The following is a 24,375-nucleotide window of genomic DNA, read 5'->3' as shown; positions in this document are numbered from 1 at the left end:
TCCTCGCTTATTTAAGTGTATTGTAGTTATCGTGACATATGAATATCAGGATTATTGTCGATTTAGGTTAAATCTTGTACTTAGGAGTACCTGCGAGCGAGTTCGTTGATATGTACCGCATGGGAACCCTCTCCAATTGCCGAGAATTTCCATTCGCCTCCATGACGATACAATTCACCACAGATCAACGCTGTTGAACCTGTGTAGTTATCGGATAGATTGAACTTCACGAGCTCACTGGAATTTTTACCATCCAGAATACGAATATAAGCTTTCTCAATCATGCCAAAATCTTGCTTGCGATTGACACAATCGTAGATATTAACAACGATTAATACTTTATGAACATCAGCAGGAATACGGGACAGATCCATTTTGATCTGTTCGTCGTCACCGTCTCCCTGTCCTGTTAAATTGTCACCTGAGTGGATAACCGAACCACATGCGCTTTGCTTGTTGTGGAAGCAAACCAGGTTGGAGTCCTTAACCAACTTGCCTTCTTCATTCAACATGATCGCCGATGCATCACAATCGATATCCGCTTGTTTCTTTCTTCCGAAGAACCCTTTGGCAGTTACCGGGTCCCAACCGAGACCAGCAATCACCTGCGTAAGTCCTGCATTGCCTTTGGTTAAATCAATCTTCTGTCCTTTGACCAAATTAATGCTTGCCACTGATTTTCACCTCCCTTCACATGTAAAATATCTACTCTACTTAGAGATTGAATTCACCCGGGTTCAGTCCAAGTACATTGCAGATCTCGGCAACAACTCTTTTCTCCTGATCATCAAAGTTGCCGTCCGCTGAACCTATTGCACTGCATACACCCACAATAACACGTCCTACATCTGGCTTACCTTTGAATTTCCCAATGGCCTTCAGTGCTTCCTGCTTCCCGATCTCTGGAGAGAACTCAAAGTTCGCGACATAATGATTGAAACGTGTAATCACTTCAGCCATATCAAATACTTTCAATTCCTGACTCAGGTTGATATAACCGGCCATCTTGTTCTTTTCCGCTTCGTCAATGGAACCATCTGCAAAAGCAACCAGTGCACAGCCTGCAACTACGGCGTCCATAAAATCTTTATTTTTAAACTTTTTGACTTGCTCTTCAAGTCCTTGTTTTGTTGAATTCAACCAGCTTTTAAATGAACTCATACTCAACCTCCAATAGTTTCATACATGGTGTTCTTCACACTTTTTCATGGTTTTCAGTAAATTTTCATTCCTACATCATGATTGAATATAAGTTAAATTATTCCTTAACTATACTCTGAAATACGGCAATATTCTACATAAAAAAACAATTAATACCTTATGATACGCATCGTTCTGGATATAGTTTCAAGCAAGATGCGAGAACTTTCTATTCACTTCATTTTTCAGTCAAATATTCCCCTATTTGAAGCCCAAACATAAAAAGGCTCTGATCAGGGGATCAGAGCGCTTATTTCTACCAACACCAAAATTATAAATCTTAAGAATGATTTGAATCCATGAATTCACTCTGCTTTTTCAAAATCAGCCTGTTGTTGTTCATAGATTTCATAGAAGTCGTCCCAGACTAGTACATTATCCTTTTCCTTGCTCCACCAGTCTTTGTACCATGCTTCAATCTCCGGGCCACCGCCCTGTTCCCACTTCTGCTGTGCTTCGGCAGAAGCCTGTTCCACCGTATATTTGCTTCCGCCAATGATGGAACGGGTAAAGATATCGTTAATGGCTGTCGTGACATTGGTCAGCTTCACCTGGAGTTCCTTCGGCAACTGCGGCATATGTTCCGAATGGGTAACGCCCTCTCCCACTGGAAGATCCGTCATGTATACCTCACGCGCTTCCTTGAAGAGTCGAAGTCCTTCCTTCTGGGACGGAATCTCTTCGCTGAACAGCATTTCTGTGTACCCGCATTTGCCTTCCTCCAGACGGCTGTACAACATGGCGTAATCGCCTGCCCAGCTGATCTCCTGCTTGTATTTCTCCTGATCCGAGATGCGCGGACAGCCTTGATCATTCAACGTATAATGCGTGTTTTCAAATCCATTTTTGAAGGTCCGGCCTGACTCTGTTTTGGTAAGAAAATCGATATATTGCATAACTGCTTCCGGATTTTTGGCTCGTGCATTCACAGCTGCAGTCATCTGAACCGGGTTATTCCACACCATCGTGTGCTGTCCTACGGACGTGGTTGGCAGAGCGATGACCTTTAATTTGGCTTCAGGAACATTCTGCATCAGTGTATCCAGTTCCTTCGCTGCAAACCCGGTATAATCCGAAGTCATGGCCGCGTACATACCGATTTTGCCATTCAGGAAATCCTGCTTCGCCTTGGCCCCGTCTTTGTCGGTCAATAAGTCCTTATCCACCACGCCTGCTTCATACAATGCACGTTTGAATGCCGTGGCTTCTTTCATGTTGTTGGGACCGACTACCATCTCTCCGTCCTCGACATTCACCCAGTTGGCGTTGTACATATAGCGGAACAGACCCGCTGTATCGCCGAACTGGAATCCACCGATGCCGTATGTATCCTTAGCTCCGTTTCCATCGGGATCATTCTCCGTGAAGGCCTCGGCTACCGCCAGCATCTCTTCCTCATTAGTCGGTACCTCTAGATTCAACTTTTCCAGCCAGTCTTCCCGAATGAAAAAGCTCGTTAGTGGAAAGACCTCGTTCATACGTCCCACTTCATAGAGCTTACCATCGCTTTTGATGCCAGCCTTCTTGAGCTGGGGATATTTCTCCATCAAGGCTTTGTATTCCACACTCGAGTTCTCGATCAACTCATCCAGCGGCATCAGCTGTTTCTGATTAAATAGTGTGTTACGGATGGGCGTACCGAATTCAAAAATGATATCCGGTGCACTGCCAGAAGCGAATAATACGTTAAGTTTGGACTGGGATTCCCAGCGGGGAACTGCTGTATATTTTACATTTGCCGGGCCATTCTCGTTAATCCACTTGGACCACATATTATCTTCGATTGTACCCATGCCGCTTGGGACCGCGCCCCGATCATAGATCGTTGACGTGATGTTCCCCCTGTTGCCTTCCCCTTCCGCCTGTTCGCTACCGTTACCTCCTGTACATCCCGCCAGCAAACCACCGATCAAGCCCAGAACGAGACCCGACTTCATCCATGCCTTCATCGTTAACGCCATAGATAAGACCCTCTTTCTCTCCTGTATTATGAACCCATGCGGGTTAACCCACAGCCTGCTTTAACCTTTAATTGATCCAAGCATGACCCCTTTAACGAAGTACTTCTGCAAGAACGGATACACTGCCAAAATGGGTATGACCATCACAATGACAGCTGCTGCCCGGATGCCTTCCGGGGTCAGATTCGATATCATCGTTGGATCGGTAAAATCCTGTACATTCAGATTGGACATAATCATATTTTGGACAAGCACGGTCATGTTGTATTTGGATGTATCATTGATATAAATCATCACACTCATGAACGAATTCCAGTAACCCACGCCGTAAAAGAGAGCAATAGTCGCCAGCAAAGGTTTGGATAATGGCAACACGATTCGGAACAAAAGCCCCAGTTCACCACAACCATCGATGCGCGCAGCCTCGTCCACTTCTCCCGGCAGATTTTCAAAATAAGATCGCATAATCAGCATGTTGTACGTGCTCACCAGACCCGGTAGCCAAAGCGCGCCGTAACTGTTCACAAGACCGAGATTTTGCACGACCAAATAAGTCGGGATGAGTCCACCGTTAAAAATCATTGTGAACACCATCGCCATCGTAAAGAAGCGCCGGTGATAAAAATGTCTACGTGACAGCGGATATGCCGCCATAATCGTCACCGCCATGCTGAGCCCTGTACCGATCAATGTGATCTCCACACTGTTCCAGAATGCATTCAGAATCGGCGTTCCCGTAATTAGGCTGTGATAGGAGAACCAGGTGAAATCGACGGGCCATAACCCCACTTGACCTGAAACAACCGCTCTCGCATCACTAAATGACAAGGCAACAATGTTCAGTAAGGGCAGGATACAGCTGACGGCAACCAATGACAACAATACATAATTGATTAGATAAAAGACTTTTTCTCCTTTGGTTTTTCTCATGCTGTTCTCCCTCCCTACCACAAACCTTCGTTAAATCGCCGCGCGATATAATTTGCACTAAAAATGAGGATAAATGCAACCAGGGATTCGAACAATCCCATCGCCGTTGTCAGGCTGAACTGTGCTCCCTGAAGACCGGTGCGGTAGATATAGGTACTGATTACATCCGCTATCTCATTGACATTGGAATTCTGAAGCATATACACCTGGTCGAATCCGACCTCCATCACCCGCCCCATCGACAGAATAAGCAGGAGAATAATGGTGGAGCGTATACCCGGAAGGGTGACATGCCAGATCTGGCGCATTTTGCTGGCCCCATCCATCTGTGCAGCCTCGTATTGACTCGGATCAATGGTCGTTAGTGCCGCGAGAAAAATGATGGCATTGAAGCCCATGTCCTTCCAGATCCCTGAGCCAACAAACACCGCAACCCACGAACCCTTGTTGTACATGAACGGATAAGGTGCTCCCGTCCAGGCCTCGACCCAGCGGTTGACGATCCCATTTTCCAAAGAGAAAACCGTCATAATCATCATCGCAATGATGACCCAGGAAAAGAAGTGTGGCATATAGACCACCGTCTGCACCGTTCGCTTAAAGGCCATGTTTCGCACTTCATTCAGCATAATGGCCAGAATGATCGGAATGGGAAACCCGATAATGATGCTTAACAGACTGAGGAACAAGGTGTTGCGAATAATCTCCACCGTGCGCGGATCACTGAACAGCGTCTGAAAATGCTGAAAGCCCACCCATGGACTGTTCCACAGCCCATCATAGAAGTTGTAATCCTTGAAGGCCATGACCAGCCCTCCGATGGGTGCATAACGAAAGGTAAGGTAGAACATAATCACCGGAACAAACATCAAGATTAACGGTATATTCATCTTGAATCGTCGAAGCCGCTGCTGCCGAAGCCGCTGCTTCATTTCACTGTCCGGCGGTTGTAATCCAGACGGCGGACCTGCGGTCAGTTCCCCCTTCACATCCATCACTCCTCTCTGCTGTTGATGTACTATAGTTGTATTTTAGATAAAAATGTAAGCGTAAACATTTGTTATTTAACGATCCTTTTATAATTTTCTACGCAAAAATAACCCCACATGGTGGGGTTGAACTTGGAAACGAACAGATATTAAGAGGAGGTTTCTCTTTAATTGTGACCTTGCAGCAGTTCAAGGGGGATTGCTACCGGGCACTTTACTTAGCTACTTGCTTGCGATATTCGCGGGGCGATACTCCCGTCATCTGTTTGAATACGGTTGTAAAATAACTGGAGTTATCGAACCCGGTCAGTTCCGCGATATCTGCCATACTCTGCCGAGTGCTGTGCAGCAGCAGCTTCGCCTTATCAATTCGTCGCTTGCTGACATATTGGCTGAAGCCTTGTCCTGTCTCTTTTTTGAACAAATGGCTCAAGTAGTTGGGTGTCACATGAACATGGGCAGCCACGGCCTGCAACGTGCATGTGCTGGAATAGTTCATTTCAATATACTGTATAACTCGTGTAACGACATGATCCTGCTGTTCCTGAGTTAGCCGCATCAGCATATCCACCCACTCTTCACTCTTGCAACGGGCCCAAACGATGACTTCAGGAATGGTATGAATCCAAAGTAGTGGATCTGGGGCAGTGGAGTCCATCCCACCGGATTCCTGAGGCTGAAGCTGTTGTACCAGCAAGTCTGTCATGACCTTCATAAGCATATGAATCTCCGCTTTGCCTTCCGACAAGCTCATCCCGGACACTTCTTCCAGCAATATCTCGATCCGATTCATTATCACTCCGAATTGATGATGGAGCACCAGTGAAGTCAGTTCCTCTCGCAGTCTCTCGGTACGGTCCACCTGGCTGTATTGTTCCCTGATCCGAATGTCGGACTGTTTTCGGCGATATCGTTCATGTGCCTTTTGTAACACCTGACATGCTTCATCGAGCGAGAACGGCTTTAACAAAAATTCAATTGCCCCATAGCGGATGGCACGCTGTGCATATTCGAACTCACGATAACCTGTCAAAATGATAATCATAATGTCCAGTCCACTCTCGTGTATGCGTTCGGCCAAATCTAGACCATCCATCACAGGCATGTTGATGTCCGTAATGATCAGATCAGGTGTGCAGCTGTGTACAGCCTGTATCGCTTCTTCTCCATCGGCCGCTTCCCCAACGACCTCCCACCCGAGGGGGTTATTGCGAACCAGATGAATCAGACCCTGACGAAATAACGCTTCATCATCCACTACGAGCATACGTCCATTCAACAGAACCTACTCCTCTCAGTCACCTGAATTTCCCGGCATGAGTCCTCACCGATCTGATAAGGCAAACGAAGACGTACTAGCGTACCCTCTCCCACAGTCGACTCGATCTGTACACCGTATTGTTCACCGTGAATCAACTCAATTCTTCGAAGTACACTCCGCATGCCAATGTGCTGACGTTCCTCATCTGCATGTGCCACTGGCGTCATAATGCGTTCAATGACCGATGCATGCATGCCGCAGCCGTTATCTGAAATTTCAATGATGAGCATATCCGGTTCTCCCTCATGCCCGTTTTGCCGCGAGCCACGAATCTCCAGATGGCGGTTGTTCCTTTTGTCCGAGAAGGCATGAACAAAAACATTCTCCACGATGGGCTGAAGCAACAGTCGGATCACCTGACAGCGAAGCAATTCAGCAGAAACGGCAATTTCAATCGACAAGGCTTCCTGATACCGGGCCTGCTGAATCTGCAGGTAGTGATCTATTTGCTTCATCTCATCCTGCACGGTCGTCAGTTGCTGCACGGGTTCCAGCGTATACTGCAGCATCTCAGACAAGGCAGTGACCAGGCGAGCCGATTTCTCATCACCAAGCATATAGAACTTCCAGAAAAACATGCTCAGCGTGTTATACAGAAAATGGGGATTCAGCTGGGCCTGGATAGCTTTGAGTTCAGCTTCTTTTTCACTGAGTTCCCGCTCGTACACTTCATGTATAAGCGTATCAATCCGGGAAGCCATTGCATTGAATCGTTCACCGATGAAACCGAGCTCATCCCGTGTCTCGATCCGTACCCGTGTATCGAACTGTCCATCACGCACTCTTTTCATCGCGTTGACTAGACTCGCAAGTGGACGCAACAGTCTGCCGCTAATTACGGTAATGATGAACCAGGAGCATAATATGCTGGCTACCGCAGAGAACACGGCAACTTTTACAATGATCTTTCCCTTGTTCTGAATCTGAGCGAGTGAGACCTTGCTGACCAGGGTGAAGCCCGCTTTGTCTGACGTTTGCTTCGTATACAATTGGGTTGTTCCCTGCTCGTCCCTGATCTCAGTCGCCCCTAGGTTTAGCTCGGTAAGTGGTGGTGGATCCGCATCCTGATTATGAAATGCATAAAGAAGCTCACCATCTGCGTCAAACAAGTAGACAGCAACTTCCTCATTCAGTCGCAGATCTTTGAGATACGATTCGAACAACGAGGTGTTAAACAGAATTAGCATGACGCCATAGGTCTCCAGATCAACAGACCGCATTAATCGTCCCGCCAGAATCCAATTGGATTGTTCCTCCTGCAAGAAGGCATCTGGCCCCAAACGATTCCAACCATATTCGCCGCCCGTACCTTCCAGTCTATGAACCATCTCTGCCAGATAGGAAGGATCCATCTGTTGAAATGAGCCAGCAAAGGCGCCGAGATTAAATATGTTATCCTTCAGGTCATATATGCGGAGCCCCATGATCTCCGGTGCATCCAGCCTTACCTGATACAACTGATCATCCAGTTCATCTTCCAGCTTCATCTGATCATAGGACGAGATGCCAGAGGTCTGTGCTTTGATGGCATTTTTTACGGAGGGATTCAGTGTGATATAATCGGTGACTTTATACATGTCGTGTACCCTGGAATCCAGACGTGCAAGAATCTGCTCTGCGGTAAGACTATACTGGCGACTGACCTCTTCATTGAACAGGTCGATATGGATGCGATAGGTGATCAACCCTGTGATTCCGGAGATTAAGACCGTTGCGGTAGATAAAAACAAGATTAGCTTCGTTTTAAATTTAAAGCGTTTACAAAATTTCATCCACCACATCTTTCACACACCTCACCTATACTCCGTACATGTCTTACTCCTAAAAACATATCATACACCTATTGGAAAAAACCAGAAAAACCCTGACCCCGCTTTAAGCGATAGTCAGAGTTTGAAGGCATGTGATCCAGACATGTTACCAGGATGATCCAGATTAACTCTGGATCACGGCATTTTTATTCCCCGTAAATCTCTTTGATCCGTTCTTCCTCATTCGTAGACAACAGAACATTAAGCAACCCCATCGCATTATTGGCATCGGTTCTCGTCGTCTTGTACATCTCGGCAAACGCCGTTTCATCCTGCTCCGGGTCCATTGCAGCAAGCTTGCCCCATGACGTGCGGGCTTTGTCGTATAGCGTACTCAACGTGATATCACGCGGATGTTGTGCAACAGGTGCCATGGATTCAAATTTCGCTGTGACTCTGAAGAAATCCATCGAATCCTGGAACGATGTACTGCTATAATCCTTATTTTTCATCGCATCTTCGGTAATCAGCAGGCCTTCACGGGCGATAAACAGTGTTTTCACCATGGCACGCTCCAGATTGGTTGCTTCTTCCCAAGTTATATAAGATTCGTCAGGTGCTTGTACGGTTGTAAAAAAAGGAAAGGCATCATCAATCAACCGCTGCGAATCGGAGTGAATTGGCACCCCTGCATTCATGTCCACAACGGCATCGCTGTAGTTGGCTACATTAATGTTTTTGGAACCCGCCTCACTGACCCGACGCACTGGATGATCCGTAAGCGGGATACGGATATAACCGAGCTTATCGGCATATTGCTGCTTCAACTCTTCCAGTGTGGAGTCCTTTCCAATCTTGCCGTCGTCAGCTGAAGAAGATTCTTCTGTAGTTGAACCTGTCTCCTCACTCCCATTCGAACCGGTTGCTGCGGTTTCTGTTACGGCAGCATTCGAGCTGCTTGTTTCTGATGAAGCAACTTCTGTACCGGAAGCAGACTCCGGCGATGACGTCTCTTTCGCTCCGCCACCACAAGCTGTCAGAATCGCTGCCAAACTGAACATAACTGTGAACGTCTTTATCGTATAATTCCATTTCATCGTATAATCTTCCCCTATCGTATGTATATTCCTGAGAACCATTAACCTCTGCTTCAAGACTTGAACACCCACTTACAAAAATATCCTTTCATATAACATGCTTGATTCACACAATTGGACATGGTCTACATTCTATCATAAGTTAAAAATCGGTTGTATACGACGATATACCTGTGTCTAAAGCCTTTTACTACTTGCACATTACCTCTCGGACCAACGCAAAAACACTGCCGCCCGTATGGACAACAGTGTTCGTGAAGCGTAATTATTTGATACCTTTAGCCTTCTCCATATGCTCTGACCGAATCTGAGGATCGGTGGAATTGACCGATGATAACAGAGCGTAGATCGCCTGAATATCCTTCTCTTGAAAAACGGTTTCGGGAACTTCAGTCTCAAGTCGTTCCGTCTTACGCTGAATCGTCTCTACCAATTCATGATCGTAGATGATCAGTTCATCCGAATTTACATATCTCACAGCCGGATCAACACTGATGCGGCAACGGTTCGTGAAGGTCACCATGGAGACGAGACGCACTCTTTTGTAGTCTCCGAGGTGTGCATGGATGGCTTCCACATGTGCACGATGCTGCATGAGTGGATTGTACATTTTGACCCGGCTGCTGCTGACCGACCAATTGGCCTCTCTTCGGCCGCCGCGGATCTCACCTGTCGTCAGATTCCGGGTTTCGATCACAAAGATTGCCCGAGGGCCGATTACGACATGATCAATCTGCGAATAACCGGAGCGTGACTTCGGATTGGTAACGAGCAGGTCGTTCAGCACTTTATATTGACTTGGAAGACCTATCAGCTGATCTGCTGTACTAGGCTCCTCCGGCTGGCGTGTCCAATCCCCTTCCGCCTTTTTCTTGCGCTTACTACGGACCATACGCGGGGGAATGGTTGTCGTTGATGGTAACGCTGAAGCGGAGGCTGTAATCTGGTTCGCAAGCTCTGGTTGTGTCTTGAACAGAGACAGGATTTTCTTGAACATGGGCAAGCTCCGTTCTATTATAGTGTGGGTTACGGGTGACCATTACAGGAGGAATAACATCCTTTGACACATTCATTATGTAAACTTCTATTACTTATGTCGGATAAAGCGGGGTAAAAATAAAGGGAAAACGATCAAAATCTCTCCAATACGCAAAGTACATATGAACTTTTAACCAATTCCGTGACTTTAGACGCATAAACAAGCCGCAAAATTGAAAAAAAACAGCGCAACCCTTTCCTGAATAGAAAAAGAATACGCTGCTGTTCTCTTGATGTTAAGCCTGAAGATAATAGGTGTAGAGCACCTGAGTACCCTTCTCTTCCAGACCATTATTCGCTATTTCCTGATACAGAGATTCGGCCAGAGCCAACCCAGGCGTTTTCATGCCCATCGCTTTTGCAGACTCCAGTGCAATTCCCATGTCTTTGATAAAATGTTTCACATAGAATCCAGGCTCATAATCGCCTGCGATCATGCGCGGACCGAGATTGCTGAGCGACCAGCTTCCGGCTGCGCCGGTAGCAATGCTCTTCAGCACGGTCTCCGCGTCCAGACCAGAGGTCTTGGCATAGGCAAGTGCTTCACATACACCCATCATGCCAGAGGCAATGGCAATCTGGTTGCACATTTTGGTATGCTGCCCGGCTCCCGCCTTGCCTTGCAGCACAATGTTGGTGCCCATCTGCTCAAACAGCGGACGCACGGCTTCAAAGGCCTCCGAACTACCTCCAACCATAATGGACAGCTTCGCGTTCTGCGCTCCGATATCACCGCCCGATACAGGCGCGTCCAGTGCATGCAGTCCTTTGGCTTCCGCAGCTTCAAAGATTCGTGCAGCCAGTAACGGACTCGAGGTCGTCATATCAATCAGATATGAACCCGGTTTGGCATTGGCTACGAGACCATCCTCACCGAGATAAATCTCCTCTACATCTTTCGGATACCCCACCATTGTGATGATGACATCACACGTGGCAGCCAGTTTGCCTGGTGTGTCATGCCATACGGCACCTTCCTTCACCAATGCTTCTGCTTTGGCAGCAGTTCGCGTGTACACATGCAGCGGATATCCCGCTTGCTGGATGTGCCCAGCCATGCTTTTACCCATCACGCCTGTACCAATAAAGCCAACTTTTGTCTCTCCAGGTGCCTTCGTTGTATTTGTCATCGCAGGTTTCCTCCCTATTTCTCTATGCTTCGCTCAGTGCTTGTCTTCGACATTGCTATATCTGTATGTTAAAGCTTTCTGCGTAGTCCGTCCATATCGCTTGCAGCTTTCTGTGAAAAAATCTGAAAAAGGAATCAACTTCCTGTATGCTGTACAACCTAACGGAAACTTCCTTCATTGGAAAGGAGGATTTCCATGAGTCGTGAAAAAGGTCAAATTACCATTTGGTTGTCCTTTTCCATCATTTTATTAAGTGCCGGATTGGTCTGCCATGTCTTGTCCATCCCAGCAATTCTCGAAGCTGCCGGCAGAGATGGATGGTTGTCTGTTGTAGCAGCCGCTCCCTTGTTCATGTTGTTTCTATGTATGATGTATATCATCATTCGGCGTGTACGTGGACAGCGGCTAACAGATTGGATTACGCGAGAATTCGGTGCAGTCCCTTCCTGGATCTTCCGAATCTCCGCTTCCATTCTGCTGTTCACGCTTGGCACACATACGTTGTATGAGACAACTAACTGGACCGTGTCCACATATCTTCAATTCACGCCACCTTACGTTCTGGCTGGTGGCGGAGCACTGGTTGCCGCGTGGGCAGCGGCTAAAGGCATACGCTCCATTGCGATGACTTCCAGTCTGCTGCTGCCCTTTGTCATTTTGCTTGGTTATTTTGTAATGTCCGCCAATATGAAATATAAAGACTACAGTCTATTGTTCCCGATTATGGAGAACGGCATGGGTCCCGTGTGGCGGGGCATGATCTACTCTCTTGCCGGGCTTATGGAAATCTGGATTCTTATGTTGTTCCAACATGAAGTCAAAGGCAAAATTCGTTGGTGGTATGTTCTGATCCTCGGCGTGTTTATGCTCAGTATGGCGATCGGACCAACGATCGGAGCTATCGTGGAATTCGGTCCTGAAGAAGCAGCCAAACAACGAAACAGTCCCTATGAGCAATGGAAGCTTGTGAATATCGGAAAGCTGCTGCAACACGTTGATTTTTTGTCCATCTATCAGTGGCTAAGTGGTTCCTTCGCAAGGGTCGCCATATCCATGTATCTCATCGTGGATCTGCTGAATTTCCGCAGACCGAAGAAACGATATATCGCAATTCTCATCATTACCGTCATCATGAGCTTTATGGCGATGCAATGGTGGCGCATTGATTACGTGGATTATTACGTGGATCATATTCAGTTTCCGGTCATGCTGGCCTATGTCTCAGTCGTTACCGTGATATTAACCATTGCTGCATTAATCCACAAAAAGGACAAGGAGGCTCCCAAACGTGCCGATCTCAACCCAACCCAAGAATAATCGTGAAGTTGAACCGTTCCGAATGAACGAGCACAACTTGAATACCTTTTTTGCCGGATCTGATGATGTCATCATCAATAGTCATATGTTCGGAGAACCTCCGATGCAACTCCTTATGACCTATTGCAGCGGTATGGTAGATAGTGAAGCAATCTACGATATTATTCTCCCGGAACTCAAACGAACATATGAAAACACACACTTTATTCGTACATCCGACATTGAAAAGTGCATCAGCCTGGATTGGACCCGAATGGATCTGCAAGATCCGGCATTTGGAACTGAACTGATGTCTCTCCGTGTTTTTGAAGGCCATATGTTGATCTGTATTCCTTCCCTGCAAACCATGTGGAGTATTGATATATCTAACCTCCCTACTCGGACACCGGAGGAATCCACCACCGAAGTTTCGATCCGCGGGGCAAGAGATGGGTTCATTGAACCACTCGCCGTCAATGTTGCCTTGATACGCACCCGTCTGCGTACGAACCAACTGGCCTGCAATATCGAACTGATCGGTACACGTTCTGCAACCAAGGTGGCATTGATGTATATCAAAAATATCGCCAATCCGGAGCTGATCGAAGACGTTCAGGATCGGTTGCGTAAGATTGAGACCGAACGCATCTTGACCGCCAATGAACTGGAAGAATTGCTGTCGCCTTCGAAGATTACTTTGTTTCCCGTTACCCATTATACGGGCAGGCCTGACTTTGCTGCAGAATGTCTCCTGAATGGACGTTTTATCCTCATTGTAGACGGCAATCCCAGCGCCATTATTGGGCCAGTCAACCTGTTTCTTTTGCTCAAATCACCGGAAGATGCCAGCTTTCCCTTCTTAGCTGTCAACGTAGGGCGGATGCTGCGCTTTCTTGGTCTGATGATCACCGTGTTCCTGCCCGGATTCTATATTGCGCTGACCTCATTTCATATGGATCAGATCCCCTTTCCTCTAGTCGCAACGATCTCGGTTGGACGCATGGGACTTCCGATGGAATCGGGGGTGGAGATGTTTCTCATTATGCTGCTAATGGAGCTGTTTCGAGAGGCGGGGGTACGTTTACCAAGTGCCATCGGCCAGACACTAACTGTCGTTGGAGGTCTGATCATCGGGGATTCCGCCATTCGAGCCGGCATGGTCTCTCCCCTCATGATTGTCATCATCGCAGTTACCGTCGTAGCTGGAGCAACCATTGTGAATCAGGTCATGACCAGCTCTGTGCTGATCCTGCGGTTCCTTTGTTTTGTCCTGGGGGCATCCCTCGGCATCTATGGGTTCATCCTGTCGTTGATTCTGTTCCTCATCTACCTGACCGATCTCAAATCATTTGGCATTCCGTATCTCACGCCGTTAACACCGCTTCATTTCAAACAAGCAATAGCTTCATTATTCAAACTGCCAAAGGGGTTAGGTAAACGAAGACCCGTCTATCTTGAGACTCAAGAACCGCGTAAGAAAGGAAACGGACGATGAAGCACTTGTTACAGCGATGTTTGCTGGGTCTGTTAAGCCTATCGATGTGCGTGATGACAAGTGGATGCTGGAGTGCCTTTGAGATTCAACAGGTGGACTACGCCAAAGCCTTTGGGATTGATTATAAGGACGGCATGTATCACCTGTATGTACAAACGCTGGATTTTGCCAGTGTCGCCAAAAGTGAAAGTTCAACCAAAAGTGCAGATACACCGCCTGTATGGGTCGGACATGCCGAAGGGAAAACCATGAGTCTGGCGCTGAACGAACTGTTCCGTACGGCTCAATTACACATGGCTTGGGGGCATGTGACAGCCATCGTTATGGCTGAAGGGGTGCTCACCAGCAAACACATCAAAGAAGTGTTCGACATGCTGGGACGATTTCCAGAATCCCGTTATACAACCTGGGTATATGGAACACGCGAGCCTCTGGAGAAAATCCTAAGTGCAACGTCCATCTATAATATGTCGCCACTGGACAGCATTCTTCACAATCCGCTCCCCACGTACATGGAAGAATCGTTGTATCCGCCCGTGCTCAGCTTTAAGCTCATTGCAACCCATAATGATCCCGCTACCACGACGTATCTGCCGAGTCTTGCATTGAACGATACCCAGTGGGCTGAGAATGAGAAGAAACATGATTTGTTTCTGGTGGAAGGGGCCTTTTTTGAGAAGACTGGCTTTGACTTTGAATACTTTCCACGCAGTCAGCTTCCCGGTTATCACTGGCTAATCAAAGACATGCGGCGTGCCCCCCTACTTGTCCAGAAGGATGGAACGATCTACGGGGCACTCAGTGTAGGATTACCAAAGATCAAAATTAAACCTGTCATTCAGGGTGAAGACGTTACGTTCAACATTGACGCCCACTACCTCACTGCCCTGTACGAATACCTGGTGCCCACTTCTTATGAAGAGATGATCCAGATCAGTGAAGTGAAGTTGCGGGAGCAGATCATGCAGACCTATCGTCACGGCCTTGAGCGTGGTGTGGATATTTACGGTCTTCAGGAGAAGCTGTATCGCAAAAATCCGAAACTCTGGCGTAAGTTATCGAACAATGGCAGCAAGATGATGCTTACCGAAGACTCGATTCAAGATCTGAAAATCCACCTCACCATCCCATATACAGGGAAATATAAACGGAAAGTGTAACAAGAACGCGAAACACCCCTTGTCCGGTATGCAGCCAGATAAGGGGTTTTAAGTTTAAGATGTCGTTCATTTGCAATTCGGATCATGCGGATCTATGACTGCGAAGTTTCCATTCCATCAGCCAGCCTGCTTCCTAATCCTCACTATCGAGAGATGAGTAGATGACGTGACCTTCGTCGTTCAATCCTTTTATGTCCCATATCATCTCGTGAATCGGCTGCTGGATTACCGCATACCACAACCTGCCGCTGGATTGATTGGAAGACGATTTCACGATTTCCGCTTCCAACCGTGAAGATGCCAGATTTGGTTCGTAGCGAATATGCACCTGGGTAATGTCAGCATCGTGGAGATACCCGTATATAATATAGATCATTTTGCCTTTAGACTCCTCGTATCCTGATATATGAGAAGAAAGCGGCTCGGCCGGATTATCTTGCAGCCACCGCCTATTCTGGCAAGTTCGGAGAACCACATCTTTTGCTGGATCAAAGCAGGAGTCAGGTTATTCGTAGTGAAATCTTGATATAAAACCAATTGTGTTCGCGGTTCAATAGTTGTAATTAGCTTCACCTGTTCGGAATCAATACCATTTTGGCTGAGCACTGAATCGATGTCCTGAGGACCACAAGAGCGGATCAAAAACAGAGCGACCAATACAAAGAACAACACGTACGCTACCCGTTTACGGTTGCTTGTCTTGGGCATAGATTAACCTCTCCTTAAAATTGAATCTTTATAAACAATTAATTATCGTAGAAATGGTATGTCAGATAGTGCTGCCTCGAAGTAATCTACCAGCATCCATGCAACGATCCATAACAATGGCAACTGCATGATCCAGTAAGGAAAGATGTATCTTTTCTCATGATAAGAAACCCATCCCGAAACCAAAGCCGCAATAACAGAGAGTGGGTATGACATCAGTATATTGCCTTCCAAACGACTTGCCACCTGATACTCAGATGGAGTGGGTGCAGCGAGCGACATTCCCATGGCAAATGCGATCAACGGCCAGATCAGTAATGTCAGACCATATATTAGGGTGAAAATCATGATGTACAAGTAACTTCTTTCTTTACTTCTTGTTATATCTTTGCTTAACAATCGAACTCTCTCCCATGCGTTCATTTTATTTAAAAAAACGGCCAATGGCCGCCTACTCTCAACTAACTTTTACTTCTTATAATAATGCATCACCCGCAACCGAGTAGTCAGGATCAAGGTCTGAGGAATGAGCACAAAAACAATATACATAAGTACAATTAACCATAGATGTGCGGCAAAATTCTCCGCACCAAACGATGGTTTCGGACGCTCAATCCAATACCACCAACACGGGATGGCAATAAACCATGTCAATCCTGTCGAAACGAACATGTCTTTTACATCGCTCCATAGAAAGCAGAACAGCGCGACGAACAAAATAGGACCTATCCAAGAATCCAATATCGGTCCCCAGCTCTGGAAGACAAAGATAATGGCAGGATACAGAAGATTAATGGTCCAGCGCCATATGTTATTAGTGTAAAGATTCATAATGCTTGTCACCTCATTACATAATGTTGCAATTGTAACTTCACTTATTGGGGTCATTTGCTACATTACTATCACTTTGTTTATCCGTAGCCAAGAGTATGTACGCTCCATTTTTATGGGAAAGAAATGAAAAGATGAAGCATGATATTGGATATTATTGCTCATACTACCTTCAGGAAATTATTGAAGGAGTGACAGCATGAGGTTAAAAAGTATCATCGCCGTTGGAGCCGTGTTAACCTGCTCAACTCTGTTATGGGGCTGTGGCAATGGCACTGCGAATACTGCTTCCCAGCAACAGAATGACACCGTTCGATCGGAGAGTTGGAGCGATCCCAAACGACTGGAAGCTTCCCATCTTGAAGCGCTTGAGCGTATGGAGAAGGATCACATCCACCGAATGGTTTCGCTTAGCGCAAGTACAGATGGAGACAAAGTGATGACCACACTTGAACGGTCGAGCCAAAAGTTGGAGGAAATGAGACCACTCGCCGAAATGCTCCAACATGATGGACATCCGGCATTATTACAGCGAATTCAAGACATGTCCGGTGATATCCAAGGTTCCAAATCCGTCATTGCTGAGATGAAAAAATTGCCTCAGGACGGTAAAATTAAGATCCAGTCCGAGAATTCTGATTCCTTGCATCACATCAGCAGCTTCCGCGATTACCACCAGTATATCCAGGGACAAGTGCAATCTTTAGACGGTAAGTCTACACAAATGTCCCACTAACCCTAAAGATAGTTCAGAGAATCGTTACAGTCGGAATACGAAAATCCGATGGTTAACGGTTCTTTTTATTAACTTCATATTATTATCCCTCTTCTCTACAGCTTCATTCCACCCACAACGATACCCAGATGAACATGCTAAACAGCAAGACTGGTGCAAGTGCGCCTGTGGCTAATATGATCCAAAGTGTCGCGGGTTTGATCTTTTGGCAATATGCATCGACTTTGCGCATCCGATCTTTGCGCCACTTGGCGAACCTGAGCTGTCTGACCATCCGACTCAGAACTATTTGCCGCTGCTCACCCTCTTCGAATTCATCGATCGCACGCCGCAACTCCTCATATAATTGAGCCTCTTCCTGCCCAGCCACTGTAGGTGTAATCATCTGATCCTTCCTCCCATGAGAACATTATTGAGATATAGCCACTACTTAAATAACACATTACAGACCTTCAAGGTTTGAAGTTTTTTCAAAAAAATGAACAACCCAAAAAGCCCGGGCATAGCCCGGACTTCGTTGAATCATGCTAGAACTATTTATCTGAGTGCTTTTTAGCCTGCGTTAGCGATCAAAGCATTCAGACATACTGCGCCTTGTGCACGCACATTAACAACGATAATCGGCGTTTCCAGCATGTCGTGCATCCATGACATATACTCTTCTACTTTTTCGTTCGGAAGGATCGTCAGAATAACCCCTGCGAATCCACCACCATGAATCCGACAAGCACCATCACCAAGGTTTTGCAGATAATTCTCGGTCAGTGCCAGCGCGATGCCAATCTCCTGTTCCTTCACAGCACCACTCTGATATACATTCTGCAGCCACTTCCATGACGAGTTACCAGACGCCGTAATCAGTTTCAAGAAATCAGCAAAACGTCCATCACGCAACGCCTGAACCTGACCATCGACACGATTGTTTTCCTCCAGGAAATGAAGCGCACGCAGCACGGCACGATCCCCAGCAGCTTCACGAACCTTCTTGAGGTTGGCGTAGATTGCGTCAGCTGTAATTTCCCGAACATACTCACTGCCCAGTGCCTGAGCAACCGCTCTCATCTCATATGGCACAGCAGCGTAATCTTCCGTCAGATCGGCGTGGTTGCCACCTGTATTCACAATGACCAATGAGTAGCCGTTTTGTTGGAAATCCCATTGAACAGGCTCGATAACCGGCTGTGCAGGATTTTCAAAATCAATAGCAATGAGTCCGCCGTACGCACAAGCCATCTGATCCAGCAGACCGGAAGGTTTATTCCAATAATGATTCTCCGCATACTGACCGATTTTGGCCAAGGTGACAACATCCAGTGCTCCATCGTTATAGAAGTGATTCAAAATCGTACAGATCAGCATCTCAAATGACGCCGAGGAACTCACCCCTGATGCCGAGAACACGTTACTTGAGAGATACGCCTGGAAACCGCCTACCTTATATCCGAACTCTCCAAATCCCGCAGCCATACCGCGAATCAATGCTGTTGTGCCATCGTCTTCGGTATTTGGCGTGAGATCCGTGAGATCAATTACATATTTCTTGTCATAACCTTCTGAATAAAAGGTAATAACCGAATCCGCAGTTGGTGCTGCCACTGCAATCGTATCCAGCGTAATGCTGCCCGCCAGCACTTTACCATGGTTATGATCCGTGTGATTGCCGCCAATCTCGCTGCGTCCTGACGCGCTGAACAACTTGCTTCCTTCTTGTGCGCCAAAGTACTTTTCGAACGTTACGTTCAGCTTTGTGTAACGTGCAGTCTGTTCCACTACTTGTGATTGTCCATACATTTGGGCAAGCAGCGCTTGTCCCTCCGTGGATTGGATCAGATTCAATGGTTGTGTCGTCATTAATAATCCTCCTATGGATATGCAGCTTTTTATTTTTTGGCTGTTGATGAACGTGGTTGTCGCGTCTGTTTCATACCTTATTCCTCTCCCATTATCTCAGCTTCGTAGCGGAAAAGGTAGGGTAGAATTGAAAGTTTGTAAGCGTTTTGTGAAGTTATTTAATGTAAAAATAGGATTGAAAACCATTTTGTAATAACTTAAATTTGGTTTATGTGAAAACACATTATTTTCCAACCTCGAAGTTGCTATGCTTTACATCTTATTGGTGAAGGGAACGATGAAAATCAAGTCGAACTATTCCAAGTTATTTGGCGCATTTTCGCTTACATTTTTGGGTGATGGACTTACACTGGCTGCGGTTCCTTGGCTCATATCAACCCTTACAAGTGATACGCTGTATGCTTCTGTCACCATGACGGCACTTCGTTTACCCTGGCTACTATTCAGTCTTCCTGTAGGTGTCCTCATCGACCGTTACTCACGCAAACATATGTTGATTGGCGCAGGCTTTACGCGAATGATCCTTCTGCTAGTCCTGACGTTATGTATCTGGGGAGGATGGGTGAGCATTCCGATTCTGGCACTGTTCATGTTTGGGATTGGCCTGAGCCGAGTTGTATTCGACAGTACAGTGCAGACGGTGATCCCACAACTGGTAGATGAGAGTAAGTTGGAGAAAGCAAATGGGCAGTTCACCGCCGGACAGTTAATCACAAGTGATATTCTGGGCGTTGCTCTGGGAGGGTTTATCATAACCCTGCATATTGTTTTTCCTTTTGCCATAGACGCTGTAACGGCTGTTATTGCTCTGCTTTTTTTAATCAGTTTGAGGGGAAACTTCTACCCCGGGAATACGGAAACAAGCAAGAAGGAAGCTCGCCCGATGAAGAATTGGAAACGTGAGATGTGGTCCGGTATTCAATATGTCTATCATGATCGTTTTCTCCGCGGATTAGCCATTCTGTCTGTCACCGTTACGCTGATGTATTCGATCATTCTGGCTACTCAGATCTTCTTTGTACGAGATGTGCTTCAGTTGGATGCTTTTGCATTTGGTATCCTCATCTCCATTGCAACAATCGGCAGCATTGTGGGGAGCCAAGCTGTTGCTTATATGCGTAAGAGATGGAGTACAAAACAATTGATTATCTCCTCCATTCTGTGCATGGGAATCATCTACGGTGTGGTGGGTCTAACTAAAAATGCGTATATGGTAGGTAGTCTGTACTTCTGTGCTGCATTTTTCATTATTGTCTACAATGTTACCCGTTCCTCCATCCTGCAACGTTCCGTTCCTAATGAGATGCTTGGCCGGGTCGGAAGTGTGTTTCGCTTTCTGTCCTTTGGGATTAGTGCCGTTGGTACGCTTCTCGGTGGGCTATTGGTGCGGGTTAGTGAATCGACATTTGATCGCGTATTCTCGTTGCAACTCCCTTATCTCTTGTTAAGCCTGATCTACATCCTGTCTGCTCTGATATTCGCAATGAAGATGCAGAATCATTCAGAGAGCCAGCAGCGTAACATCAACGCTTGACTGTTACGTTAGGTCATACTTGATAATGATCTCAAGCTTACATGAAGGAGAGATTAAGGATGAAGATTACCGCGTTACGTTCAGATCAAATCTATGAGGAAATCATTCAGGCTGCACCCGATGAGAAATTGGAGTTATACCGTGAACGAATGATGAGTCCATTCATGAACAAATGGAACATTCAACAGATCCCGTTTCGCTCTCAAGAGCCTCACGGCTTCGATGTGATCATGATGAATAACTTTATGAATATCGCTCCAGCAGATATCACACCTGAGATTAACGAATCGTTAGCAGCGATTTCGTCTGAAACATTTTGGCAACAGTGTCATGAAGCCGTTTGTACGAGTCTATCCACCTTTACAGAGCACGGGATTGAGCTATTGGTCTCCGAATATCTATATACGATTTTATTAGGCGACAAGAATAGTCCTTCACTCACCGTGAACGAAGGTATCAGCGGAGATGGTGGAATCCCGGGTTATATTATTGCGAACCTGATCCCCAATAGGTATACTCTACCTCGTATGCAATCGGTGTTGGCCCATGAGTGCAATCATAATGTGAGATATCAATATATCCAGTGGAATCCACAGATTACGCTTGGCGAGATGGTTGTTAGTGAGGGATTGGCCGAGAGCTTTGCGACATCCCTGTATGGAGAAGAGTTGTTAGGCCCCTGGGTAGCTAAAACGGATATGGAGACTTTGAATAAAGTAATTAAACCAAAGATAAAAGATCAGCTGTATGTCACCGGTTTTGACCAAATTAATCCGTATCTATACGGCGATGAACTTGCAAGATTGCAAAACTTCACGCCCGTAGGTATGCCCTACGCGGCTGGTTATGCCTGCGGTTATCACTTAATCCAATATTATCTGAACAAAACAGGTACACCGATCACCGAAGCAACCATCACTCCGGCAAGTGTCATCCTTGCTGAAACAAAGGACTTTTGGAATGAAGACACCCTATTTCACCGTTAAAGATATCATTCAGATCACAGGCATCACCAAACGCGCATTACATTATTACGATAAAACAGATCTCCTAAAACCGAGCAAAGTCGAGGACAACGGCTATCGGTATTACGATCAAGAGGCACTCGGGAATCTGCAAATGATTCTGTTGTTCAAAGAAATGAATTTCTCATTAAAAGACATTGCGGCCATGATGCAACTCTCCAAAGAAGAACAGAAAGATATCCTAAGAAAGCACCGCAGCACACTCGTTCAACGCAAACAAAAGCTCGAAACCATCATCGACCAGTTGGACGAGTATGTGGATGGAACGGATCTCTCTCATCTTAATCTGTTTGACGATTCTCCCATTCTGTCCATTCAAGAGCAATATGAATCCGAGGCGAAGTTCATCTACGGAGATACCGTGAAATATCAGGAATTCGAAGCCAATGTGAGCGAGCTGTCTGTGGAAGAACAAGAAAAAGCCTACCAGCAGTTCTCGGTCAACATGGAGCAGGTATTTCGGGAGTTGGCGAAGCATCAGGATCTATCTCCTGCTTCTGGTGAGGTGCAGGCGCTATTGCGTGAATGGAAGAGTTGTCTGGAGCAATTTATGAGTTGTGATGCTGAGATTTTGAGATGTATTGCGGAAGCCTATACGACGGATCGTCGCTATGCGGGTTATTTTGATCAGTTTGGCGATGAGGTTTTTTTGAGGTTTTTGTATGAAGCGATTATGATTTTTATACAATCGGCATCGAACAGATAAGCTTTCGGGTGAAAAGAAGTACCCATACTTCGCCACAAACGTGTCTCAATTCGTGGTTTAACCTCACAGAGCGCCCGCAAGCCTTCCGGCTGTGTGATATACAGATAGTCTCCCGCGAGCATCCGCACCTCGGCCCCACGCTCCGCCGCCCGCTTTAAGTGCGGGGCCAGTAGTTTCACCCCGGACTGCATGATAAAGGACGTCATAATATAAATCCCGGACGCATGGTGCATCCGGGTAATCAGTTCATCGACCAGGTTATCTGTAATGAGTTTAACGTTAAGCTTCGTCGACATCAATCAGGTACACCCGTTCCTGGAATGCACCGCGCGCTTCCGCTTTGTCTGCCTGAAGCTTATCCAGCTGCGCTGCATTCGCCCCGTGTACCTCCGCCAGCGCTCGGATCACCTCCAGCATGTCTGCCAACTCTTCCAACGCTTCCTGATCGCTTGATGCATTTAAGTACTCATCCGATTCTTCTTGTAGCTTCGTTCTTAATTCTTGCTTATACTCCTCCGAGTCTAGAATGCGGGTCCGGCATTCCTTACCGCTGGATGTGATAATATCCGGAATCTTGTCCCGCACCAATTTGTTATATGTAGGCATGTGGTATAACATCCTTTCTGCTCTTGAAGTCTCCCAGCCCCGATCCAAAATCTCCCTTGTTGCGATTATACAAGTTGCTATGTGGAGGGATGGGTTGAGTTAATAGAAAATAATTAACAAACACACCAACGGGCACGACGTCAACAATGCCGCTGTCAAACTGATCTGTCCTGCGACTCGTCCTCCAGTAAACTCTTGCCTTGAAAAGAACATCCAGATCGAGAGGTACGTAGCGCCTAGTGGGAATGAGATTATCCCGCTAAACGTACTCGGTTCCATATACCCAATCATCATGCTTTTACCGATTAGGATTAAAGTAACCAATTCCAATATAGATAATATGAAAAACGCGATAGCAATTACTCTTTTCAAAATGTACACCTACTTTCCAGATGCAAAGCAAAGAGCATCCTTTGTAATCTCTGCATCACATATCCTTTATTTGGATGATGTCATCTTGTAAGCGTAACATAGATTAATCAAACATTTAACCCAAATGATCAATTAAAAAAACATCTTACTCTGATGAATCATCCTCCAATCGAGTGGCTAACTCGTCCAATATCTCTTCTGTTCGTTGAAGAAGCTTTTCAATGTTGTCCAGTTCTATTGGCTGGTCATGTGGGTAATCCGCTAGGGATGACATATGTTGCATCGTACCGATGAACAAGGCAATATCCAATCCGGGTTCAGTGTCCGTATGCACTAAAGGCAAGATTACGTTCATGGTGAGTTCCTTGGGTGGATGAACTGAATGATACTTATGGATATAAAGCGCCTTGATCATGGAGGCTAGAGCCCAATCGCAGAGAATCAGGCAGGCTTTGAACTGATTGTGATTATGCATAATTGCAGCAAGTTTGATGTGATACTGGGAAAGTCGTTGATATTCAAATTCATCATTCTGCCGATTCGTGTAGGAGTAAGCGTGATTCAAGGTAATCAACTCCTCAATATTTTAGTTTAGAATCCACACTACATTTGAACACTCTGCATAATTTTTTAAAACT

Annotated in this window: 26 protein-coding genes; 7 read left to right on the top strand and 19 right to left on the bottom strand. The window is 46.2% G+C overall.

What is annotated here, in order from left to right; genetic code table 11:
• Nucleotides 1–80: 80 nt before the first annotated feature.
• The 10 genes from MHI12_RS05090 to MHI12_RS05045 form a co-directional block, all read right to left on the bottom strand.
• On the bottom strand, nt 81–674 hold the full coding sequence (locus MHI12_RS05090) for a TerD family protein (protein ID WP_091015803.1): 594 nt from the start codon (nt 672–674) through the stop codon (nt 81–83).
• Between the two features lie 40 nt (nt 675–714).
• Nucleotides 715–1,161: a tellurite resistance TerB family protein gene (locus MHI12_RS05085; RefSeq protein WP_091015805.1), complete on the bottom strand. Its 447-nt coding sequence runs from the start codon at nt 1,159–1,161 to the stop codon at nt 715–717.
• Nucleotides 1,162–1,505: 344 nt separating this feature from the next.
• Nucleotides 1,506–3,161 (bottom strand): extracellular solute-binding protein, encoded by a 1,656-nt coding sequence (locus tag MHI12_RS05080; protein ID WP_405171745.1) that lies wholly within the window; start codon nt 3,159–3,161, stop codon nt 1,506–1,508.
• Between the two features lie 60 nt (nt 3,162–3,221).
• Nucleotides 3,222–4,091 (bottom strand): carbohydrate ABC transporter permease, encoded by an 870-nt coding sequence (locus MHI12_RS05075; RefSeq protein ID WP_036606256.1) that lies wholly within the window; start codon nt 4,089–4,091, stop codon nt 3,222–3,224.
• Between the two features lie 14 nt (nt 4,092–4,105).
• Complete coding sequence (locus tag MHI12_RS05070) at nt 4,106–5,023, bottom strand: sugar ABC transporter permease (RefSeq protein WP_051446994.1); 918 nt, start codon at nt 5,021–5,023, stop codon at nt 4,106–4,108.
• 271 nt (nt 5,024–5,294) lie between these two features.
• Entirely contained in the window at nt 5,295–6,359 is a 1,065-nt protein-coding gene (locus MHI12_RS05065; RefSeq protein WP_405171744.1) for a response regulator, read from the bottom strand.
• Entirely contained in the window at nt 6,356–8,131 is a 1,776-nt protein-coding gene (locus tag MHI12_RS05060; RefSeq protein WP_405171743.1) for a sensor histidine kinase, read from the bottom strand. The genes MHI12_RS05065 and MHI12_RS05060 overlap by 4 nt, the downstream gene beginning before the upstream one ends.
• Before the next feature lie 227 nt (nt 8,132–8,358).
• Entirely contained in the window at nt 8,359–9,249 is an 891-nt protein-coding gene (locus MHI12_RS05055; RefSeq protein WP_405171742.1) for a hypothetical protein, read from the bottom strand.
• A gap of 265 nt (nt 9,250–9,514) precedes the next feature.
• A complete protein-coding gene (locus MHI12_RS05050; protein WP_017690394.1) occupies nt 9,515–10,246 on the bottom strand; it encodes a nuclease-related domain-containing protein in 732 nt (243 codons plus the stop codon).
• Nucleotides 10,247–10,523: 277 nt separating this feature from the next.
• Nucleotides 10,524–11,417 (bottom strand): NAD(P)-dependent oxidoreductase, encoded by an 894-nt coding sequence (locus MHI12_RS05045; protein WP_091015816.1) that lies wholly within the window; start codon nt 11,415–11,417, stop codon nt 10,524–10,526.
• Between the two features lie 195 nt (nt 11,418–11,612).
• On the opposite strand from MHI12_RS05045, the gene MHI12_RS05040 reads away from it, so the two are divergent.
• Genes MHI12_RS05040 through MHI12_RS05030 form a run of 3 tightly spaced genes read left to right on the top strand, consistent with a single transcriptional unit; the run spans nt 11,613 to nt 15,368 of the window.
• Nucleotides 11,613–12,734 (top strand): endospore germination permease, encoded by a 1,122-nt coding sequence (locus tag MHI12_RS05040; protein WP_405171741.1) that lies wholly within the window; start codon nt 11,613–11,615, stop codon nt 12,732–12,734.
• The gene (locus tag MHI12_RS05035; RefSeq protein ID WP_405171740.1) at nt 12,706–14,208 is read left to right on the top strand and encodes a spore germination protein; all 1,503 of its coding nucleotides are present in this window, start codon (nt 12,706–12,708) and stop codon (nt 14,206–14,208) included. Before MHI12_RS05040 ends, MHI12_RS05035 begins: the two co-directional genes overlap by 29 nt.
• The gene (locus MHI12_RS05030) at nt 14,205–15,368 is read left to right on the top strand and encodes a Ger(x)C family spore germination protein (RefSeq protein WP_405171739.1); all 1,164 of its coding nucleotides are present in this window, start codon (nt 14,205–14,207) and stop codon (nt 15,366–15,368) included. The genes MHI12_RS05035 and MHI12_RS05030 overlap by 4 nt, the downstream gene beginning before the upstream one ends.
• Before the next feature lie 133 nt (nt 15,369–15,501).
• Here the strand turns inward: MHI12_RS05030 and MHI12_RS05025 are convergent, their stop codons facing one another.
• From MHI12_RS05025 to MHI12_RS05010, 4 genes are all read right to left on the bottom strand, one after another.
• Nucleotides 15,502–15,744 carry a hypothetical protein gene (locus tag MHI12_RS05025; protein ID WP_405171738.1) on the bottom strand — a complete coding sequence of 81 codons (243 nt, stop codon included), beginning with the start codon at nt 15,742–15,744 and terminating at the stop codon, nt 15,502–15,504.
• Nucleotides 15,741–16,076 (bottom strand): hypothetical protein, encoded by a 336-nt coding sequence (locus tag MHI12_RS05020; RefSeq protein ID WP_405171737.1) that lies wholly within the window; start codon nt 16,074–16,076, stop codon nt 15,741–15,743. The genes MHI12_RS05025 and MHI12_RS05020 overlap by 4 nt, the downstream gene beginning before the upstream one ends.
• Nucleotides 16,077–16,118: 42 nt before the next feature.
• Complete coding sequence (locus tag MHI12_RS05015; protein WP_405171736.1) at nt 16,119–16,475, bottom strand: hypothetical protein; 357 nt, start codon at nt 16,473–16,475, stop codon at nt 16,119–16,121.
• Between the two features lie 69 nt (nt 16,476–16,544).
• Nucleotides 16,545–16,907, bottom strand: coding sequence for a hypothetical protein (locus MHI12_RS05010; RefSeq protein ID WP_405171735.1), 363 nt, complete (start codon nt 16,905–16,907; stop codon nt 16,545–16,547).
• Nucleotides 16,908–17,106: 199 nt separating this feature from the next.
• On the opposite strand from MHI12_RS05010, the gene MHI12_RS05005 reads away from it, so the two are divergent.
• Complete coding sequence (locus tag MHI12_RS05005) at nt 17,107–17,643, top strand: hypothetical protein (RefSeq protein WP_405171734.1); 537 nt, start codon at nt 17,107–17,109, stop codon at nt 17,641–17,643.
• A 103-nt stretch (nt 17,644–17,746) separates the two neighbouring features.
• Here MHI12_RS05005 and MHI12_RS05000 read toward each other — a convergent pair whose 3' ends face one another.
• The gene (locus MHI12_RS05000; protein WP_405171733.1) at nt 17,747–18,028 is read right to left on the bottom strand and encodes a hypothetical protein; all 282 of its coding nucleotides are present in this window, start codon (nt 18,026–18,028) and stop codon (nt 17,747–17,749) included.
• Between the two features lie 167 nt (nt 18,029–18,195).
• Nucleotides 18,196–19,494 carry a galactokinase gene (locus MHI12_RS04995; RefSeq protein WP_405171732.1) on the bottom strand — a complete coding sequence of 433 codons (1,299 nt, stop codon included), beginning with the start codon at nt 19,492–19,494 and terminating at the stop codon, nt 18,196–18,198.
• 277 nt (nt 19,495–19,771) lie between these two features.
• Between MHI12_RS04995 and MHI12_RS04990 the strand changes: the two genes are divergently transcribed.
• The 3 genes from MHI12_RS04990 to MHI12_RS04980 are packed head-to-tail and all read left to right on the top strand — an operon-like array spanning nt 19,772 to nt 22,759.
• Complete coding sequence (locus MHI12_RS04990) at nt 19,772–21,028, top strand: MFS transporter (protein ID WP_405171731.1); 1,257 nt, start codon at nt 19,772–19,774, stop codon at nt 21,026–21,028.
• 59 nt (nt 21,029–21,087) lie between these two features.
• A complete protein-coding gene (locus MHI12_RS04985; RefSeq protein WP_405171730.1) occupies nt 21,088–22,014 on the top strand; it encodes a DUF2268 domain-containing protein in 927 nt (308 codons plus the stop codon).
• The gene (locus MHI12_RS04980; RefSeq protein ID WP_405171729.1) at nt 21,989–22,759 is read left to right on the top strand and encodes a MerR family transcriptional regulator; all 771 of its coding nucleotides are present in this window, start codon (nt 21,989–21,991) and stop codon (nt 22,757–22,759) included. The genes MHI12_RS04985 and MHI12_RS04980 overlap by 26 nt, the downstream gene beginning before the upstream one ends.
• Here the strand turns inward: MHI12_RS04980 and MHI12_RS04975 are convergent.
• The 3 genes from MHI12_RS04975 to MHI12_RS04965 all read right to left on the bottom strand — a co-directional run bounded on the left by MHI12_RS04975 (nt 22,681) and on the right by MHI12_RS04965 (nt 24,302).
• On the bottom strand, nt 22,681–23,055 hold the full coding sequence (locus tag MHI12_RS04975) for a hypothetical protein (protein ID WP_405171728.1): 375 nt from the start codon (nt 23,053–23,055) through the stop codon (nt 22,681–22,683). The genes MHI12_RS04980 and MHI12_RS04975 overlap by 79 nt on opposite strands.
• On the bottom strand, nt 23,039–23,365 hold the full coding sequence (locus MHI12_RS04970) for a phosphoribosyl-ATP pyrophosphohydrolase (RefSeq protein ID WP_405171727.1): 327 nt from the start codon (nt 23,363–23,365) through the stop codon (nt 23,039–23,041). Before MHI12_RS04970 ends, MHI12_RS04975 begins: the two co-directional genes overlap by 17 nt.
• A gap of 517 nt (nt 23,366–23,882) precedes the next feature.
• Nucleotides 23,883–24,302 carry a HEPN domain-containing protein gene (locus MHI12_RS04965; RefSeq protein WP_405171726.1) on the bottom strand — a complete coding sequence of 140 codons (420 nt, stop codon included), beginning with the start codon at nt 24,300–24,302 and terminating at the stop codon, nt 23,883–23,885.
• Nucleotides 24,303–24,375 lie beyond the last annotated feature (73 nt).

It is taken from the genome of Paenibacillus sp. FSL H8-0280 (assembly GCF_045040665.1).
Taxonomy (GTDB): domain Bacteria; phylum Bacillota; class Bacilli; order Paenibacillales; family Paenibacillaceae; genus Paenibacillus; species Paenibacillus xylanexedens_A.
This window is presented reverse-complemented; position numbering and strand designations above follow the sequence as displayed.

What these genes read in the sequence shown, in the direction of transcription:
- MHI12_RS05085 (WP_091015805.1), bottom strand. Translation starts at nt 1,161, where the DNA reads ATGAGTTCATTTAAAAGCTGGTTGAATTCAACAAAACAAGGACTTGAA.
- MHI12_RS05080 (WP_405171745.1), bottom strand. Translation starts at nt 3,161, where the DNA reads ATGGCGTTAACGATGAAGGCATGGATGAAGTCGGGTCTCGTTCTGGGC.
- MHI12_RS05075 (WP_036606256.1), bottom strand. Translation starts at nt 4,091, where the DNA reads ATGAGAAAAACCAAAGGAGAAAAAGTCTTTTATCTAATCAATTATGTA.
- MHI12_RS05070 (WP_051446994.1), bottom strand. Translation starts at nt 5,023, where the DNA reads ATGAAGCAGCGGCTTCGGCAGCAGCGGCTTCGACGATTCAAGATGAAT.
- MHI12_RS05055 (WP_405171742.1), bottom strand. Translation starts at nt 9,249, where the DNA reads ATGAAATGGAATTATACGATAAAGACGTTCACAGTTATGTTCAGTTTG.
- MHI12_RS05050 (WP_017690394.1), bottom strand. Translation starts at nt 10,246, where the DNA reads ATGTTCAAGAAAATCCTGTCTCTGTTCAAGACACAACCAGAGCTTGCG.
- MHI12_RS05045 (WP_091015816.1), bottom strand. Translation starts at nt 11,417, where the DNA reads ATGACAAATACAACGAAGGCACCTGGAGAGACAAAAGTTGGCTTTATT.
- MHI12_RS05040 (WP_405171741.1), top strand. Translation starts at nt 11,613, where the DNA reads ATGAGTCGTGAAAAAGGTCAAATTACCATTTGGTTGTCCTTTTCCATC.
- MHI12_RS05030 (WP_405171739.1), top strand. Translation starts at nt 14,205, where the DNA reads ATGAAGCACTTGTTACAGCGATGTTTGCTGGGTCTGTTAAGCCTATCG.
- MHI12_RS05025 (WP_405171738.1), bottom strand. Translation starts at nt 15,744, where the DNA reads ATGATCTATATTATATACGGGTATCTCCACGATGCTGACATTACCCAG.
- MHI12_RS05020 (WP_405171737.1), bottom strand. Translation starts at nt 16,076, where the DNA reads ATGCCCAAGACAAGCAACCGTAAACGGGTAGCGTACGTGTTGTTCTTT.
- MHI12_RS05010 (WP_405171735.1), bottom strand. Translation starts at nt 16,907, where the DNA reads ATGAATCTTTACACTAATAACATATGGCGCTGGACCATTAATCTTCTG.
- MHI12_RS05005 (WP_405171734.1), top strand. Translation starts at nt 17,107, where the DNA reads ATGAGGTTAAAAAGTATCATCGCCGTTGGAGCCGTGTTAACCTGCTCA.
- MHI12_RS05000 (WP_405171733.1), bottom strand. Translation starts at nt 18,028, where the DNA reads ATGATTACACCTACAGTGGCTGGGCAGGAAGAGGCTCAATTATATGAG.
- MHI12_RS04995 (WP_405171732.1), bottom strand. Translation starts at nt 19,494, where the DNA reads ATGACGACACAACCATTGAATCTGATCCAATCCACGGAGGGACAAGCG.
- MHI12_RS04990 (WP_405171731.1), top strand. Translation starts at nt 19,772, where the DNA reads ATGAAAATCAAGTCGAACTATTCCAAGTTATTTGGCGCATTTTCGCTT.
- MHI12_RS04985 (WP_405171730.1), top strand. Translation starts at nt 21,088, where the DNA reads ATGAAGATTACCGCGTTACGTTCAGATCAAATCTATGAGGAAATCATT.
- MHI12_RS04980 (WP_405171729.1), top strand. Translation starts at nt 21,989, where the DNA reads ATGAAGACACCCTATTTCACCGTTAAAGATATCATTCAGATCACAGGC.
- MHI12_RS04975 (WP_405171728.1), bottom strand. Translation starts at nt 23,055, where the DNA reads ATGTCGACGAAGCTTAACGTTAAACTCATTACAGATAACCTGGTCGAT.
- MHI12_RS04970 (WP_405171727.1), bottom strand. Translation starts at nt 23,365, where the DNA reads ATGCCTACATATAACAAATTGGTGCGGGACAAGATTCCGGATATTATC.